A 14,937-nucleotide genomic window follows, 5' to 3' on the forward strand; every position below is an offset into this window, starting at 1 on the left:
ACGCTACCCAGCGGGCCGAGCGCCGTCCGCGTCGGGCGTGGCGCCCGTCGGCCCGCTCGGGGCCTTCCTCGCGGCGGCCTTCCTCGGTGCGGCCTTCTTCTTCGCCGACTGCTTCCTGGCCGCGGCCTTCTTCGCTGCAGGCCTCGACGCGGTCTCGACCGGCGTCGACCACCGGGCGATCCACTCGTCGAGCGCGGGCCAGGTGGTGCCGCGGGCGGCGCGGCCGGTGAGCATGCCGAGGTGGCCGCCGGGAACGATCTCCAGCTGCACCTCCGCGGAGCCGGTGAGCAGGCTGGTGACCGCGCTGACCGCCGGCACCGGCGCGATGCCGTCGGTGGCGCCGGCGACGACCAGTACCGGCACCTCGATGTCGGCGAGGTCGATGGTGCGCCCGTCCATGTCGAGGCGCCCGGTGACCAGGGCGTTGCCCTTGACGAAGCGGTGGTACAGCTGCCCGAACGTGCGGCCCGGGTACGCCGTCATCCCGGCGGTGAACCGGTCGACGGCCTCGATCTGCGCCAGCCAGTCGGTGTCGTCGAGGTTGCGCACCACCGCCAGCGGCTTGGTCACCAGCTTCTGCACCGAGGAGAGGTGGAAGGCCCACCGCACCAGCGGCCCCGGGGCGCCGCCGAGCGCCTGGTAGCTGCGGGTCACCACCCCGCGGCCGTCGGTGAGGTTGAGCAGCGGGCGCAGCGGCGCGACCAGCGGCACCAGGCCGACGTCCACCGGCGAGCCGAGCACCGTGAGCGAGGCGATCGGCAGGTCGCGGGAGTCGGCGGCGGCGAGCATCGCGAAGATGCCGCCGAGGCTCCAGCCCACGACGTGCACCGGGCGTCCGCCGGCGTGCGCCGAGACCTCCCGCACCGCGGTCGGCACGACCTCGTCGACCCAGTGCTCCATGCCGAGCGCGCGGTCGCGGAACGACACCTGGCCGTACTCCACCAGGTACGTCGGGCGCCCGCCGCGCACCAGGTGCTCGACCAGGGAGCAGTCGCGGCGCAGGTCGTAGCAGGTGGCGGGTGCGGCCAGCGGCGTCACCAGCAGCACCGGGTCGCCGTGCTCCTTGACCGCCGCGGCGGGGCGGTAGTGGTAGACCTCGCGCAGGGTGCCCTCGTCGATGAGCGTGCGCGGCATCGGGCGCAGGTCGGCCAGGCCGCCGTAGAAGACCTTGTGGGCGACGTTGCCGGCGGCCGACACGACCTGCTCGGGCGTGGGGACGAGGGCCATGTGCCGAAGTTACCCCGCGGTCACCAGTCGTGGCAGAGGTGCCCACGACCGGCCGGGCGCCGTGGCCGGGGTCAGGAGAGCTCGGCCGGGCGCACCGACTTCTCGTGGGTGTCGATGTCGGCGAGCTCGGACATGAACGACGCCGCCCACGCGGCGACGTCGTGCTGGGTGACCGTCTTGCGCATGGCCTTCATCCGCCGCGTCGTCTCGCGCGGCTCGGCGCGGTGGGCGTCGAGCAGCGCCTGCTTCATGCCGTTGATGTCGTAGGGGTTGACCAGCCACGCCTGGCGCAGCTCGTCGGCGGCGCCGGCGAACTCCGAGAGCACCAGGGCGCCGTCGTTGCCGTAGCGGCAGGCGACGTACTCCTTGGCGACCAGGTTCATCCCGTCGCGGTAGGGCGTGACGACCATGACGTCGGCGGCGCGGTAGAGCGCCGCCATCTCCTCGCGCGGGTAGGAGGAGTGCAGGTAGGAGATCGCGGGGCGCCCGATGCGGCCCAGGTCGCCGTTGATCCGGCCCACCAGCCGGTCGATCTCGTCGCGCAGGATGCGGTACTCCTCGACCTGCTCGCGCGAGGGCACCGCCACCTGCACGAAGACGGCGTCCTCGACGTCGAGGGTGCCGTCCTCGATCAGCTCGGCGTAGGCGCGCAGCCGCGCGAAGATGCCCTTGGTGTAGTCGAGCCGGTCGATGCCGAGGAAGACCCGGCGCGGGTTGCCCAGCGCCTCGCGGATCTCCGCGGCGCGCGCCACGACCTGCTCGGAGCGGGCCATCTCCTCGAAGCCGGCGGCGTCGATGGAGATGGGGAACGGCTTGGCCCGCACGGTGCGGCCGTCGGGCAGGTAGACGACGTCGCGGTGGGTCTTGTGCCCGACCCGCTGGCGCACCAGGCGCACGAAGTTCTGGGCGCCGCCGGGCAGCTGGAAGCCGAGCAGGTCGGCCCCGAGCAGGCCCTGGAGCAGCTGGCGGCGCCACGGCAGCTGCTGGAACAGCTCGGCAGGCGGGAAGGGGATGTGCAGGTAGAACCCGATGCGCAGGTCGGGGCGCAGCTCGCGCAGCATCTGCGGCACCAGCTGCAGCTGGTAGTCGTGCACCCACACCGTGGCGCCCTCGGCGGCCAGCGAGGCGGCCTTCTCCGCGAAGCGCTTGTTGACCGCGACGTAGGAGTCCCACCACTCGCGGTGGAACTCCGGCTTGGCGACCAGGTCGTGGTAGAGCGGCCACAGGGTGCCGTTGGAGAAGCCCTCGTAGAAGCCCTCGATGTCGTCCTGGGTCATCGTCATCGGCACCAGCTCGAGGCCGTCGTGCTCGAAGGGCTCCATGTCCTGGTCGGTGCCGCCCGGCCAGCCGATCCACACCCCGTCGTTGGCGCGCATCACCGGCTCGATCGCGGTGACCAGGCCGCCCGGGGAGGTGCGCCACCCGGGCGTGCCGTCGGGGGAGTCGACCCGGTCGACCGGGAGTCGGTTGGCGACGATGACGAGGTCGTAGGGCACGCCCCGACCCTAGCCACCCGCGACGGCGGGTGCGCCCTCCCGTGGGGTGGAGGACGGCGAGGACGCCCCGGTCGACCGGGGTGGCCCGGGGGCGACCGGAGTCGCCCGGGGTCGCTCAGCGCGCGCCGCCGCCGGGGAAGCGGACGCCGACCTGGGTGCGCACGTCGTCCATCTGGCGCATCAGCAGCAGCGTCTGGTCGTGCGGCACCAGCGGGCTCTCCCGCAGGCCCGCGGCCAGGCAGCGACCCACCTCGAGAAGCTCGTTGCCGTAGCCGCGTCCGATCACCGGCTCGGCGCCCTCGATGCGCACGACGTCGCCGAGGTCGGTGCTGTCGTTGCTGCCGGCGTCGCCGTACGGCGTGAAGGTGGCGTGGGTGGGGTGGTGGAAGTCGGCGACGTCGATGCGGCCGAGGTCGGTGGCGATGCTGGCCGTGCGCGACGACCACGACGTCATCGAAGCCGTCATCGTGGCCAGCGCGCCGCCGGGGTAGCGCCCCGTCACCGCGACGTCGAGGTCGATGCCGCGCTCCGAGAGGGCCGCGGAGGCCTGCAGCGACTCGGCCTCGCCGAGCATCAGGTGGGCGAAGGTGAGCGGGTAGACGCCCATGTCGAGCAGGGCGCTGGCGCCCAGGGCGGGGTCGAGCATCCGGTCGTCCGGCCCGGCGTCGACGCGGAAGCCGAGCTCGGCGTGCAGGTGCCGCGGCACCCCCAGCTCCCCCGAGCGCAGCCGCTCGGCCAGCGCGCGCACCACCGGGTGGGTGGCGGTCCACATGGCCTCCATGAGGAACCGGTCGTGGTGGCGCGCCAGGCGCACCATCTCGGCGGCGTCGTCGGCGTCCAGGGTCACCGGCTTCTCGCACAGCACGTGCTTGCCGGCCTCGAAGGCCAGGCGGGCGTGCTCGAGGTGCAGCGCGTGCGGGCTCGCGACGTAGACCACGTCGACCTCGGGGTCGGCCACCAGCGCCTCGTAGCTGCCGTGCGCCGTCGGCCGCTCGGCGGCGGCGCCGGGCCCGGCCGCCCAGTCGTCGGCGAACGCGGCGGCGGCCTCCGCGCGCCGCGAGCCCACCGCGGCCAGGCGCGCGCCCGGCACCAGCGCGAGGTCGGCGGCCACGGTGCGCGCGATCTTGCCGGTGGCGAGGACGCCCCAGCCGAGGGGGGACGTGGGGGAGGGGGTGGTGGAGGCCATGACGCCAGCCTAGGAGGCCGCTGCGGCGGCCGACGAGGGGCCGGCGAGGGGCCGGCGAGGGGCCGGCGAGGGGCCGGCGAGGGGCTGGTGAGGGGTGGCGGAGGGTGGCGCGGCGGCGTGTCCGCCCGACGCGCCGACGGCAATGCCCGGTCGAATGACACCGGTGTGGTTCCTTGACTACAGTACGGACGTCAGACCCCCGTCACGCCCCTCGATTCCCCCGGAGATCTCACGCATGGAGCCCCAGCGAGACCCCCAGCGGGACGCCGCGACCGACGGCGTCGTCGACGGCCTGAGCGTGCGCGACCAGGAGATCCTGGAGTTCGAGCGCCAGTGGTGGAAGTACGCCGGCGCCAAGGAGTCGGCCGTGCGCGAGAAGTTCGACATGAGCTCCACGCGGTACTACCAGGTCCTCAACGCCCTCATCGACCGCCCCGAGGCCCTGGTGGCCGACCCGCTGCTGGTGCGTCGCCTGCGCCGCCTGCGGGCCGCCCGCCAGCGCCAGCGCTCCGCGCGCCGGCTCGGCTTCGACGTCTGACCCCAGCACCTCCCCTTCCCCACCTCACCAGGAGTCGGCATGCGGCGTGACCAACGAGGGGTCGTCTACCCCTCGCCCGTGGTGATCTTGTCGATCATCGCCGTGGCGATGGCGGCGGTGGCCTTCGTCGCCACCCGCAGCACCGCCCCCACCGAGCGGGAGATCACCCCCATCGCCCGCGAGGAGGCGAGCCCGTCGGCGTCCGCGTCGGCCACTCCCGGGGCCTCCGAGTCCACCGCTCCCGCGGAGCCGGAGAAGACCAAGAAGCCGAAGCCCGCCGTCGAGCGCGGCGAGGTCTACGTCGAGGTCTACAACAACTCCAGCATCGCCGGCCTCGCCGCCGACGCCTCGAGCGCCGCCACCGCCGTCGGCTGGCAGGTCGTCGGCACCGACAACTGGTACGGCACCGTGCCGGCCACCACCGTCTACTTCCCGCAGGACCTCGCCCGCGAGGCCGACCTGCTGGCCCTCGACCTCGGCGTCGACCGCACCATGCCGGCCGTCGGGGCGATGAAACCCGACCGGCTCACGCTGATCCTCACCGCGCCCCTGTCCTGACGCCCCTGTCCTGACGCCGCCGGCCCGCGTGAGGGGACTCACGCGGCGTTCGCCGACCGGGTGCCGCGCGGCCCCGCCGCGCGGGGCCCCGGCGTGGTTGGCTGGTGACATGGAGTTCACCTCGCCCGCGGGGGAGCAGCGCTGGGCCGCGCTCGTGCGCGTCGCCGCCGAGACCGTCGTCGGTCTCGACTTCGACGGCACGCTGTCGCCGATCGTCGACGACCCCGAGCAGGCCCACATCCACCCCGACGCCAGCGACGTGCTGGTGGCGCTGGCCGCCCAGGTCGCCGCGGTCGCCGTGGTGACGGGCCGACCCGCCCGGCAGGCCCTCGACCTCGGTGGTCTCGAGGAGGTCGGCCACGCCGTGGCCGCCTCGGGCAAGGAGCTGTACCTCTTCGGGCAGTACGGCAACGAGCGGTGGAGCTCGACCCGGCGCCGCATCGTGGGCGCCCGCCCGCCGCAGGGACTGGCCACGTTCCTCGCCGAGCTGCCCCGGCTGCTGCGCGAGGCCGGCGCCGACGACGCCTACCTCGAGGACAAGGGCCTGGCCGTCGCCGTGCACACCCGGCGGCTGGCCGAGCCCGAGCGGGCCTTCGAGGCGCTGCTGCCGGGCGTGCGCGAGCTGGCCCGTCGCCACGACCTCGGTGTGGAGCCGGGGCGCAACGTGATCGAGGTGCGCTCGCCCGGCATGCACAAGGGCCTGGTGGTCGACCGCCTCGCCGACGAGCTCCACGCCGGCGGCTTCCTCTTCGCCGGTGACGACCTCGGCGACGTCGAGGCCTTCGAGGCCGTCGGCGCCCTCGACCGCGCCGGCCTGCCCACGCTGCGGGTCTGCTCGGCCTCCGACGAGGAGAGCACCCTGGTGCCCATGTCGGACGTCGTCGTCCACGGCCCCGACGGCGTCCTCGAGCTGCTCGCGCGCCTCACCGCCGACGCCGCCGCCGCTCGCGCCTGAGGGTGGGGCCGGGGCGGGCGGTTTCCCCGGCCGGCCGGGGAAACCGGAACTCGGCAGCCGAAATTTCGGCCACCATGAGGCAGTTTCCGCCTCCCAGTCCGATGGCGGGCCGCGTCGGACGGCGGGCCCAGTCGGCCGGCCCAGTCGTACGGCGGCCGGCGGGCAGGGCCGGGCCGCGGGACCCGTTCGCCCACGGCGAACGGTGGAAGAGCGGGGGCCTGCCCAGGGTTGAGCCGACACCACTCACGTCCAGCCCTGAGAGAGGCGGCACCATGTCGTCCACCAGCACCACCCTCCCCGTCCTGTTCCTCCCCGACGTCGTCGTCCTGCCCGGCATGGTCGTGCCGCTCGAGCTCGACGAGCCGGCCCAGGCCGCGATCGACGCCGCCCGCGCCAGCAGCGAGAGCCGCCTGCTGGTGGCCCCGCGCCTCGACGACCGCTACGCCTCCCACGGCGTCGTGGCCACCGTGGAGCGCGTCGGCCGCCTCGGCGGCCCCGGCAGCTCCGGCGCGCCCGCCGCCGTCCTGCGCGCCGAGCGCCGCGCCCGCATCGGCTCCGGCGTCACCGGGCCCGGCGCGGCCCTGTGGGTCGAGGTCGAGCCGGTCGACGAGGTCGTCACCGAGCGCGCCCGCGAGCTCGCCGAGGACTACCGCCGCCTCGTCGTGGCCGTGCTCCAGCGCCGCGAGGCCTGGCAGGTCATCGACCAGGTGCACCAGATGACCGACCCCGGCCAGATCGCCGACGCCGCCGGCTACGCGCCGTACCTCTCCGCGGAGCGCAAGCGCGAGCTGCTGGAGACCACCGACCTGGAGGTGCGCCTGGGCAAGGTCATCGCCTGGACCACCGACCACCTCGCCGAGGCCGAGCTGACCGACAAGATCGGCCACGACGTCGCCGAGGGCATCGAGAAGAGCCAGCGCGAGTTCCTGCTGCGCCAGCAGCTCGCCGCGATCCGCAAGGAGCTCGGTGAGGGCGAGCCCGAGGGCGCCGACGACTACCGCGCCCGGGTCGAGGCCGCCGACGTGCCCGACGCCGTGCGCACCGCGCTGCTCAAGGAGGTCGACAAGCTCGAGCGCTCCAGCGAGCAGAGCCCCGAGACCGGGTGGATCCGCACCTGGCTCGACACCGTGCTCGACCTGCCGTGGGCCGTGCGCACCGCCGACCACACCGACGTCGTCGCCGCCCGCGCCGTGCTCGACGCCGACCACCACGGCCTCGACGAGGTCAAGGAGCGCATCGTCGAGCACCTCGCCGTCCGCGCCCGCCGTGCCTCGCGCGGCCTCGAGGTCGTCGGTGGCCGCGGGTCGGGCGCGGTCGTGCTGCTCGCCGGGCCTCCCGGCGTCGGCAAGACCTCGCTGGGGGAGTCGGTGGCCCGCGCGCTGGGGCGCAAGTTCGTGCGCGTCGCCCTCGGCGGCGTGCGCGACGAGGCGGAGGTGCGCGGCCACCGGCGCACGTACGTCGGCGCGCTGCCCGGCCGCATCGTGCGCGCCGTCTCCGAGGCCGGCTCGATGAACCCCGTCGTCCTGCTCGACGAGGTCGACAAGGTCGGCTCCGACCACCGGGGCGACCCCGCCGCGGCCCTGCTCGAGGTGCTCGACCCCGCGCAGAACCACACGTTCCGCGACCACTACCTCGAGCTCGACCTCGACCTGTCCGACGTGCTGTTCATCGCCACCGCCAACGTGGTCGAGCAGATCCCGTCGGCGCTGCTCGACCGCATGGAGCTGGTCACCCTCGACGGCTACACCGAGGACGACAAGGTGGCCATCGCCCGCGACTTCCTGCTGCCGCGCCAGCTGGAGCGCGCCGCGGTGACCGCGGAGGAGTTCACGATCACCGACGAGGCGCTGCACGAGCTGGCGTCGCAGCACACCCGCGAGGCCGGCGTGCGGCAGGTCGAGCGGTTGCTGGCCAAGGTGCTGCGCAAGGCCGCGACCCGGCTGGCGACCGAGGACGTCGACCGGGTGGACGTCGACCGCGCCGACCTGGCCGCGCTCGTCGGCCGGCCGCGGTTCACCCCCGAGTCGGCCGAGCGCACCGCGGTGCCCGGCGTGGCCACGGGGCTCGCGGTCACCGGGCTCGGCGGCGACGTGCTGTTCATCGAGGCCTCGGCGCACCCCGGCACCGCGGGGCTCACCATCACCGGCCAGCTCGGCGAGGTGATGAAGGAGTCGGCGCAGATCGCCCTGTCGTTCGTGCAGGCCCACGCCGACGTGCTCGGCGTCGACCCGGCCTTCTTCGACCAGGCCGTGCACGTGCACGTGCCGGCCGGGGCCGTGCCGAAGGACGGGCCCTCGGCGGGCATCACGATGGTCACCGCGCTGACCTCCCTGGCGACCGGTCGCCCGGTGCGCGAGGAGGTCGGGATGACCGGCGAGGTCACCCTGAACGGGCGGGTGCTGCCGATCGGCGGGCTGAAGCAGAAGCTGCTCGCCGCGCAGCGCGCCGGGCTCACCGAGGTGTTCGTGCCGCTGCGCAACGAGCCCGACCTCGACGACGTGCCGCAGGAGGTGCGCGAGGCGCTGACCGTGCACGTGGTGGGCGACGTCCTCGACGTGGTGGCCGGAGCGCTGGAGCCCGTGGCCGAGCAGCAGGCCGCCGGTCCGGCTGCCGGTCCGACCGTCAGCGCCGCCTGACCCTGCACCGACCCGCACCGATCCGCGCAGCACCACCGCGGCCCCCGACCCGGGACGGGTCGGGGGCCGCGGTGTGCGTGCCGGTGGTGCTCAGTGGTCGTGGCAGCAGGGGATCTGCTCGCGCTTCTCGAACGGCACCAGGCCGCCGCGCCCCGACTGCACCAGCAGCACGCAGCGCCCCTCGCGCCACACGGGCCGGGCGAACCCGGTCAGGTCGAGGCCCGAGCCGTCGTCCACCGGGGTGCCGGCCAGCCCCTCGACCGCGTCGATGCCGCTGGCGGCCACCACCTCGCCCGGCGTGGTGGGTCGCTCCACCTCGGGTCGGCCGGGGTAGTCGACCAGCCGGCCCGTGGCGCGGGCGCGGTGCTCGACGAGCGCCGCCCGGGCACCGGCCGCCAGGTCGGCGTCCGCCGCCGTGCCGGACGTCGGAGCCGTCTCGGGGGCGTCGCCGCCGGCCACGTCGGTGACCACGGCCGCCTCGGGCAGGGCTGCCCGCAGGGCGTCCAGGTCGACCTCGGTGCCACCCGACCACGACGCCGCGAGGGCGACGTGGGGGCCGCCGGTGCGCACGACGTGCGTGCTGACCCAGCGGCCCGGGTCGCCCTCGGTCCACCCGAGCACCTCGCCCACCCGGTGGGCGAGGTGCTCGGCGGCGGCGTGGTCGCGGCTGCCGGCGTCGACCGCCAGCGCAGGACTCACTTGGCCGGGACCACCCAGATCGGGTTGGTGTAGAACCACAGGTCGACCCACGGGTCGGCGTCGCCGGCCACGTCGATGGCCGGACCGGCCGGGTCGATCTCGGCGCCGAGGTAGCCCGGCTGCTGGCGCTTCCCGTCCGTGCCGCGCAGGCGCACGTAGAACGCCTCCTCGGCGGTGCCCAGGTCGCGGCGCAGCTGGAAGGTGCCGGTGCGCGTGGAGGTGTCCCACTGCTCGACGACCTTGGTGTCGGGCGCCACGAACGTGTCGCGGTCGGTGACGTAGCCGGGAGTGACCTTGCCCTGCACCACGTCGACGCGGTTCAGCTTGGGCGTGAACTGCGCCCAGTTCGGCACGTCCTGGGCGGTGATCGTGACGACCAGCTTCAGGCGCGAGCCGCGCGGGGCCACCAGCGTGCCACCGAGGGTCTCGGTGAGCTGGCGGGGGCGCCGGTTGCCCGGGCGGGTGGCGACGACCTTGACGTCGACGGACTTCACCAGGCCGCCGTGGTCGACCCAGATGCGCCCGTCGCGCATGCCCTTCATCACCGCGCGGTAGCCGCGCGACGTGGTGCCGACGTGGGTGCGGCTGTAGAAGCCGGGCCAGAAGTCGCCCGCGGTGGTGTTCAGCGCGCCCTCGTAGACCGGGTCGCCGTAGCGGCCGTCGGCGTTGAACTGCGTCGAGCCCGAGCCGTCGGGACGGCGCGAGAGGTCGGTGAAGTTGACGTGGGAGTCGGAGTTGGCGCTGATCGACCAGGGCTTGCCCTCGGCGAGCAGGGAGTCCCAGAGGCCGCCGACGGTGGAGGTCATCCAGTCGAAGCCGCCCCAGGTGCGGTAGCTCTCGGCGGGGTAGCCGGCGTAGGAGTTCGCGTTCGGCGAGTTGCCGTAGTAGCCGCGCTCGGAGGCCGCGCCGTAGGGCAGGCCGGCGGCCTGGTGCCCGGGGGCGCCCTCGAAGCCGATGGCCACGGTCGGGTCGGCGTCGCGCCAGGCGCGGATCTCGTGGGGGCTGTCGATGCCGTTGCGGGCGGGGTGGTTGGCCAGGAACAGCGCGTCGGTGACCCGCTTGCTCTTGACCTGCTGGCCCAGCCACTGGATGCCGGAGACGGCGAGCGCCTCGTTGGCCGGCGAGCTCGGCGACGCGCCCTTGACCGAGCCGTCGTAGTCGTTCTCGAACTGCTTGAGCACCGAGACCTCGTTGGCGCCGGGCGCCACGAAGACGGTGCCGTGCTCGGCCGAGGGGATGTTCCACTCCAGGCCCTGGAAGATCAGGGTGCCGGGCAGCTCGCCGCGCGCGTCGACGATGTCGGGGTTCACCAGGTCGACGCCGATGCGGGCGTGGGTCGCGCCGCCGTGGTCGGTGATGACCAGCCAGTCCAGGCCGTACGCCGCGGCGTGCTGGGCCTGGTCGAGCACGGTGTACTGCCCGTCGGAGCTGTACTGGGTGTGGATGTGGTGGTCGCCGGCGAGCCACTGGGTGACCGAGCCGCCCGACGGGCCGGGACCGCGGAGCGCGGCCTCCTCGGCGGTGGCGGCGGTGACGCCGGACATGCCCGCCATGCCGGCCGCGGCCGCGCCGGTCAGGCCGGCGGCGCGCAGCAGGTTGCGGCGGGAGAGCTCGGAGGGGCTGAGGTCGCGGTCGCCGGTGGAGCCGTCGAGGGCTGCCGTGGTGAGGGCGGTCGCCTCGTCCGTGGTGTCCCGGTGGTGGCTGTGCCCGTGGTCGTGCCCGTGGTCGTGCGCGTGGTCATGGCCGTGGTCGTGGCCGTGCGTGTGGTCGTGATCGCTGCTCACGCAGGTCTCCTCGAGTCGGTGGGGGCCGGCCGTCGTGGCCAGCCCTGCGACGCTCCACCGTGCCGGTGAACAGCGGTCGTGCCGTGGGCGCCGCTCGGGTGAACGAGGCCGGTCGCCGCGGCGTGCGGTCCACATCCCGGGACCGGTGCGCGACGCGTGGGGCGCCCCCGTACTGTCGTGGACAGCTCATCCAGAGGGACTGAGGGAACGGCCCAGTGAAGTCCCGGCAACCGCCACGAGCCTCCGCCACCCGGCACGACGGGGACGGACGTGGAGACGGTGCCAATTCCGCCCGGCGCGACGGTCGCAGCCGGGGAAGATGAGAAGGAGGACGCGTGAGCACCGTCATCGCTGAAGCCCAGCCCACCCCCGAGGAGCTGCCGGGCACCACCGGCATCCGAGAGGGAGCGTTCGGCAACGCCCGCTGCCTGGCCTGCCGCGAGTGCGGCCACGAGGTCGAGCTCGGGCCCCACTACGCGTGCCCGGAGTGCTTCGGCCCCCTCGAGGTGGCCTACGACTTCCCGGTCGTCACCCGCGCCGAGATCGAGGCCGGCCCGCGCAACATCTGGCGCTACAAGGCGCTGCTGCCGGTGCCGGACGACATCGAGCAGAGCCCCAACATGGAGCCCGGGTTCACCCGCCTGCTGGAGGCCCGCAACCTCGGCGGCGCGCTCGGCCTCGACAAGCTCTGGGTCAAGGACGACAGCACCAACCCGACGAACTCCTTCAAGGACCGCGTGGTGGCCTGCGCGCTGAGCGCCGCCACCGAGTTCCACTCCAAGGTGTTCGCCTGCCCCTCCACCGGCAACCTGGCCAACGCCGTGGCCGCCGCCGGTGCCCGCGCCGGCATCAAGACCGTGGTCTTCATCCCCAGCAACCTGGAGAAGCCCAAGCAGGTGAACTCGGCGGTCTACACCGACTCGCTGGTGGCCGTCGAGGGCAACTACGACGACGTCAACAAGCTGGCCTCCGAGATCGCCGGCGAGGAGGACGGCTGGGCGTTCGTGAACGTCAACGTGCGCCCCTTCTACGCCGAGGGCTCCAAGACGCTGGGCTACGAGATCGCCGAGCAGCTCGGCTGGCGCCTGCCCGACCAGGTGGTCATCCCCGTGGCCTCCGGCTCGCAGCTCACCAAGGTGCACAAGGCGTTCCGCGAGCTGGTGGCCCTCGGCCTGGTCGAGGACAAGCCGGTGAGGATCTTCGGCGCCCAGGCCACCGGCTGCTCGCCGGTGTCGACGGCGTACAAGGCCGAGGTCGACGCGATCCGGCCGGTCAAGCCCGACACCATCGCCAAGAGCCTGGCGATCGGCAACCCCGCCGACGGCATCTACGTGCTCGACATCTGCCGCAGCACCGGCGGTGCCGTCGAGGACATCGACGACGACGCCGTGCGCGAGGGCATCCTGCTGCTCGCCCGCCACGAGGGGATCTTCACCGAGACCGCCGGCGGCACCACCGTGGGCGTGCTGAAGAAGCTCGTCGAGACCGGCCAGCTCGACACCTCGCTCGAGACGGTGGTCATCAACACCGGCATGGGCCTGAAGACCCTCGACGCGATCTCCGACCAGGTCGGCCCCGCCGCGACGATCAGCGCGTCGTACGCCGCGTTCGCCGCCACCGGCATCGCCTGACCTCCCCCCGACCCACCGATCCAGGAGCACCCCGCACATGAGCGTGTCCGTCCGCGTCCCGACCATCCTGCGCACCTACACCGGCGGCCAGTCCGAGGTGAGCGCCTCCGGCGCCACCCTCGCCGACGTGCTCGACGACCTCGAGGCACAGTACGCCGGCATCAAGGCCCGCGTCCTCGACGACAACGGCAAGCTGCGCCGCTTCGTCAACGTCTACGTCGGCAACGAGGACGTCCGCTTCCTCGACGACCTGGCCACCCCGACCCCCGAGGGCACCCAGGTCTCCGTCATCCCCGCGGTGGCCGGCGGCTGCTGACGCCGGGCGCGCCCCGTCGAGCGTCGTCCCGATCGACACGTCGCGACCACCGTCACGACACACGGCGTTCAGGGGCGCGTGGTCTAACAGGGGGGTGATCCTCCGCAAGCGCCTGGTGGCCACCGGCCTCACCACGGCAGCCGTGGTGGCGGCCGGCGGCGGCGTCGGGTACGGCGCCCGCGAGCTGCTCCACCGCCAGGCCGAGACCGCCCGTCGGCTGATCGGCAAGCCGCTGGGGGAGTCGGCCCCCGACGCCGACCGCACCTGGAAGAAGTCGTACGGCGACCCGGTGCAGCTGCTGCTGCTCGGCGACTCCATCGCGGCCGGTCTGGGCGCCGACCGCCCGAAGGACACCCTCGGTGGCCGGCTCAGCAAGGCCCTGGCGCAGGCGACGCACCGCTCGGTGCGGCTGACCACCGCCGCGGTGGTGGGCTCGGAGAGCTCGATGCTGGCCGCCCAGGTGGCCGCGCTCGACCCGGCGTACCGCCCCGACGTCGCGCTCATCGTCGTGGGCGGCAACGACGTCACCCACCGGGTGCCGGTCGCCGACAGCGTCAAGCACCTCGAGGAGGCCATCGCCCTGCTGCGCGAGCGCGGCGCGGCGGTGGTGGTGGGCAGCTGTCCCGACCTGGGGCTGCTGCGGCCGGTGCCGCAGCCGCTGCGGGCGCTCGGGTCGCGGGCCTCGCGGCAGCTGGCGCAGGCCCAGGAGGCCGCCGCCGTGGCGGCCGGAGCCCACGCGGTGTCGCTGGCCCACGTGGTGGGCCCGTTCTTCATCACCAACCCCGACGAGATGTTCAGCCTCGACCGCTTCCACCCCAGCGCGATCGGCTACAAGCGCACCGCCAAGGCCGTGCTGCCCTCGGTGCTCGCCGCGCTCGGCGTCCACGACGCCGACGCCCAGCTGCCGCCCGGCCACCGCACGCCCGAGCGCCGCTGACCCGGGCTCCGTCCGCTGCGGCGCCGTGCGGCAGCATCACCCGGGTGACCACCGTGCTGCTGGCGACCTTCGACCTCCTGCCCGACGGCGAGCGCGGCGGCGCCCTGCTCCCCGAGGCGCTGGCGCGCCACGGCGTGCAGGCGCGCTGGGTGCCGTGGGCCGACGACGCCGTCGACTGGGCGGGCGCCGACCTGGTGGCGGTGCGCTCCACCTGGGACTACACGCGCCGGCTGCCGGAGTTCCTCACCTGGGCGCGCGGCGTCGAGGCGGTCGTGCCGCTGCTCAACGGCTCCGACGTCTTCGCCTGGAACGCCGACAAGGCCTACCTGCTCGACGTGGCCGAGCACCTGCCCGTCGTGCCGACCCGGCTGGTGGACGACGCCTCGCTCGCCGACGCGCTGGCCGCGGGCCTCGCCGAGCACGGCGAGGTCGTGCTCAAGCCCCGCACCGGTGCCGGCGGCGTGGGGCTGGTCGTGGCCGGCGCCACCGACGACCCCCGCCTCGCCGAGCTCGGTGCCGGGCCCTGGCTGCTGCAGCCGGTGGTGGCGTCGGTGCGCACCAGCGGCGAGCGCTCCCTGTTCGTGCTCGACGGCCGGGTGTGCTCGCAGGTCGACAAGGTGGCCCCGGCCCACGACCTGCGCGTGCACCCGCAGTACGGCGGCACGTCGCGGCCCGTGCCGCTCGACCCCGCCGCCGTGGCGCTGGCCGAGGAGGCGATGGCCGTCGTGGCGCGGCGCTTCGGGCGGACCCTGCCCTACGGCCGGGTCGATCTGCTCGAGGTGGACGGGCGCCTGGTCGTCAGCGAGCTGGAGCTCATCGAGCCGGGCCTCTACCTCGACCTGGTGCCGGCCAACGCCGACGCCTTCGCCGCGACGGTCGCTGCCGCCCTGGGCGCCACGGGGGCCTGACCCGCCCCGGCACCCGTCGTACGGGTCGGGCGTTCTTGCACTCGCCCATGCCGAGTGCTAGACATG

Annotated in this window: 13 protein-coding genes and 1 riboswitch; of the genes, 8 read left to right on the forward strand and 5 right to left on the reverse strand. The window is 74.3% G+C overall.

All coding sequences use genetic code 11. The features are described from left to right. Positions 1–3 precede the first annotated feature (3 nt). The 3 genes from AC4OR8_RS07250 to AC4OR8_RS07260 all read right to left on the reverse strand — a co-directional run bounded on the left by AC4OR8_RS07250 (position 4) and on the right by AC4OR8_RS07260 (position 3,909). Positions 4–1,227, reverse strand: coding sequence for an alpha/beta fold hydrolase (locus AC4OR8_RS07250; protein ID WP_492164866.1), 1,224 nt, complete (start codon positions 1,225–1,227; stop codon positions 4–6). Positions 1,228–1,298: 71 nt separating this feature from the next. After that, complete coding sequence (locus AC4OR8_RS07255; RefSeq protein WP_492164867.1) at positions 1,299–2,723, reverse strand: alpha,alpha-trehalose-phosphate synthase (UDP-forming); 1,425 nt, start codon at positions 2,721–2,723, stop codon at positions 1,299–1,301. Positions 2,724–2,838: 115 nt separating this feature from the next. After that, positions 2,839–3,909 carry a Gfo/Idh/MocA family protein gene (locus tag AC4OR8_RS07260; RefSeq protein WP_492164868.1) on the reverse strand — a complete coding sequence of 357 codons (1,071 nt, stop codon included), beginning with the start codon at positions 3,907–3,909 and terminating at the stop codon, positions 2,839–2,841. Between the two features lie 235 nt (positions 3,910–4,144). Here AC4OR8_RS07260 and napA point away from each other — a divergent pair, with 235 nt between their 5' ends. The 4 genes from napA to lon all read left to right on the forward strand — a co-directional run bounded on the left by napA (position 4,145) and on the right by lon (position 8,596). Next, positions 4,145–4,447 carry a nucleoid-associated protein NapA gene (gene napA, locus AC4OR8_RS07265; protein WP_492164869.1) on the forward strand — a complete coding sequence of 101 codons (303 nt, stop codon included), beginning with the start codon at positions 4,145–4,147 and terminating at the stop codon, positions 4,445–4,447. Between the two features lie 39 nt (positions 4,448–4,486). Continuing rightward, positions 4,487–5,005, forward strand: a complete 519-nt coding sequence (locus AC4OR8_RS07270; RefSeq protein ID WP_492164870.1) for a LytR C-terminal domain-containing protein — start codon at positions 4,487–4,489, stop codon at positions 5,003–5,005. A gap of 109 nt (positions 5,006–5,114) precedes the next feature. Further along, on the forward strand, positions 5,115–5,960 hold the full coding sequence (gene otsB, locus AC4OR8_RS07275) for a trehalose-phosphatase (protein ID WP_492164871.1): 846 nt from the start codon (positions 5,115–5,117) through the stop codon (positions 5,958–5,960). Between the two features lie 272 nt (positions 5,961–6,232). Further along, entirely contained in the window at positions 6,233–8,596 is a 2,364-nt protein-coding gene (gene lon, locus AC4OR8_RS07280; protein WP_492164872.1) for an endopeptidase La, read from the forward strand. A gap of 90 nt (positions 8,597–8,686) precedes the next feature. Here lon and AC4OR8_RS07285 read toward each other — a convergent pair whose 3' ends face one another. Both AC4OR8_RS07285 and AC4OR8_RS07290 read right to left on the reverse strand, forming a co-directional pair. Then, positions 8,687–9,295 carry a hypothetical protein gene (locus AC4OR8_RS07285; protein WP_492164873.1) on the reverse strand — a complete coding sequence of 203 codons (609 nt, stop codon included), beginning with the start codon at positions 9,293–9,295 and terminating at the stop codon, positions 8,687–8,689. Then, the gene (locus tag AC4OR8_RS07290) at positions 9,292–11,079 is read right to left on the reverse strand and encodes a PHP domain-containing protein (protein WP_492164874.1); all 1,788 of its coding nucleotides are present in this window, start codon (positions 11,077–11,079) and stop codon (positions 9,292–9,294) included. Before AC4OR8_RS07290 ends, AC4OR8_RS07285 begins: the two co-directional genes overlap by 4 nt. Positions 11,080–11,262: 183 nt before the next feature. Then, positions 11,263–11,405: riboswitch (SAM riboswitch) on the forward strand. Positions 11,406–11,414: 9 nt separating this feature from the next. Here AC4OR8_RS07290 and thrC point away from each other — a divergent pair. The 4 genes from thrC (at position 11,415) to AC4OR8_RS07310 (ending at position 14,871) form a co-directional block, all read left to right on the forward strand. Beyond that, the gene (gene thrC, locus AC4OR8_RS07295) at positions 11,415–12,710 is read left to right on the forward strand and encodes a threonine synthase (RefSeq protein ID WP_492164875.1); all 1,296 of its coding nucleotides are present in this window, start codon (positions 11,415–11,417) and stop codon (positions 12,708–12,710) included. A gap of 37 nt (positions 12,711–12,747) precedes the next feature. Beyond that, on the forward strand, positions 12,748–13,026 hold the full coding sequence (locus AC4OR8_RS07300) for a MoaD/ThiS family protein (protein WP_492164876.1): 279 nt from the start codon (positions 12,748–12,750) through the stop codon (positions 13,024–13,026). Between the two features lie 94 nt (positions 13,027–13,120). Next, a complete protein-coding gene (locus AC4OR8_RS07305; RefSeq protein WP_492164877.1) occupies positions 13,121–13,963 on the forward strand; it encodes an SGNH/GDSL hydrolase family protein in 843 nt (280 codons plus the stop codon). Between the two features lie 44 nt (positions 13,964–14,007). Beyond that, positions 14,008–14,871, forward strand: coding sequence for an ATP-grasp domain-containing protein (locus AC4OR8_RS07310; RefSeq protein ID WP_492164878.1), 864 nt, complete (start codon positions 14,008–14,010; stop codon positions 14,869–14,871). Positions 14,872–14,937 lie beyond the last annotated feature (66 nt).

It is taken from the genome of Nocardioides sp. FY1077, from assembly GCF_058681775.1.

Bases quoted from the DNA above. Each gene is read 5' to 3' on its own strand.
- AC4OR8_RS07300 (WP_492164876.1), top strand. From the start codon at position 12,748: ATGAGCGTGTCCGTCCGCGTCCCGACCATCCTGCGCACCTACACCGGC.
- AC4OR8_RS07250 (WP_492164866.1), bottom strand. From the start codon at position 1,227: ATGGCCCTCGTCCCCACGCCCGAGCAGGTCGTGTCGGCCGCCGGCAAC.
- otsB (WP_492164871.1), top strand. From the start codon at position 5,115: ATGGAGTTCACCTCGCCCGCGGGGGAGCAGCGCTGGGCCGCGCTCGTG.
- AC4OR8_RS07260 (WP_492164868.1), bottom strand. From the start codon at position 3,909: ATGGCCTCCACCACCCCCTCCCCCACGTCCCCCCTCGGCTGGGGCGTC.
- lon (WP_492164872.1), top strand. From the start codon at position 6,233: ATGTCGTCCACCAGCACCACCCTCCCCGTCCTGTTCCTCCCCGACGTC.
- AC4OR8_RS07270 (WP_492164870.1), top strand. From the start codon at position 4,487: ATGCGGCGTGACCAACGAGGGGTCGTCTACCCCTCGCCCGTGGTGATC.
- napA (WP_492164869.1), top strand. From the start codon at position 4,145: ATGGAGCCCCAGCGAGACCCCCAGCGGGACGCCGCGACCGACGGCGTC.